Origin of the sequence: Cohnella sp. CFH 77786 (assembly GCF_019400745.1) — a bacterium.
In the GTDB taxonomy this organism is placed as follows: Bacteria; Bacillota; Bacilli; order Paenibacillales; family Paenibacillaceae; genus Cohnella.
The window spans coordinates 1-567 of sequence record NZ_WJIB01000050.1 but is presented as its reverse complement, the minus strand read 5'-3'; the positions used below and the strand labels follow the sequence as shown (position 1 = coordinate 567).

1 protein-coding gene is annotated in these 567 nt (G+C 63.0%); it reads right to left on the bottom strand.

Annotated elements, in window-relative coordinates; translation table 11 throughout:
* Positions 1 to 567, bottom strand: a 567-nt coding sequence (locus tag GE107_RS26275) for a Calx-beta domain-containing protein (RefSeq protein ID WP_304518004.1), incomplete at both ends; no start/stop codon positions are given.

Below are 567 nucleotides of genomic sequence, written 5' to 3'. Positions count from 1 at the left end.
GCGGAGCTTTCGTTTTCGTTCACGCTGTACGCGCCGCTTTCGAAGGCGAACTCGCCGGGCTCAGGAGGAGGCGGAGGCGAGTCGTTGTCCGTGATGGTGACGACCGCGCTCGTGATCGTCCCCAGCGAGGCACCGCCTGTCGCGTTAAACAGCGATACCGTGAAATTCTCGTTACCCTCGTATTCGGCGTCATCGAGAATCGGCACCTCGATCGTCTTCCACGTTTCTCCTTCCGCGAACGTGAGTGACCCGGAGGTGCCGGTGAAATCCGAGCCCTCCGACGCGCTGCCGCCCCCGACGCCGTAGTCGACCGTCACCGTGCCGCCCGCTCCGTTCGTGCGCGTCACCAACAGGGAGACGAAGCTGCCGCCCTCATCTACCGTGGCCGATGCCGTATCCAACTGCAGCTGTCCCGGCGGATCCGGAATCCAGGTGTCGTCGTCCACGATCGAGACGTTCGAGCCGGTGATCGTTCCAAGCGTCGCCCCGTTCGTCGGATTGCCGAGCGTAACCGTGAAACTCTCGTCGCCTTCCGTGTCGGTATCGTTGTAGATCGGTACCGAGATC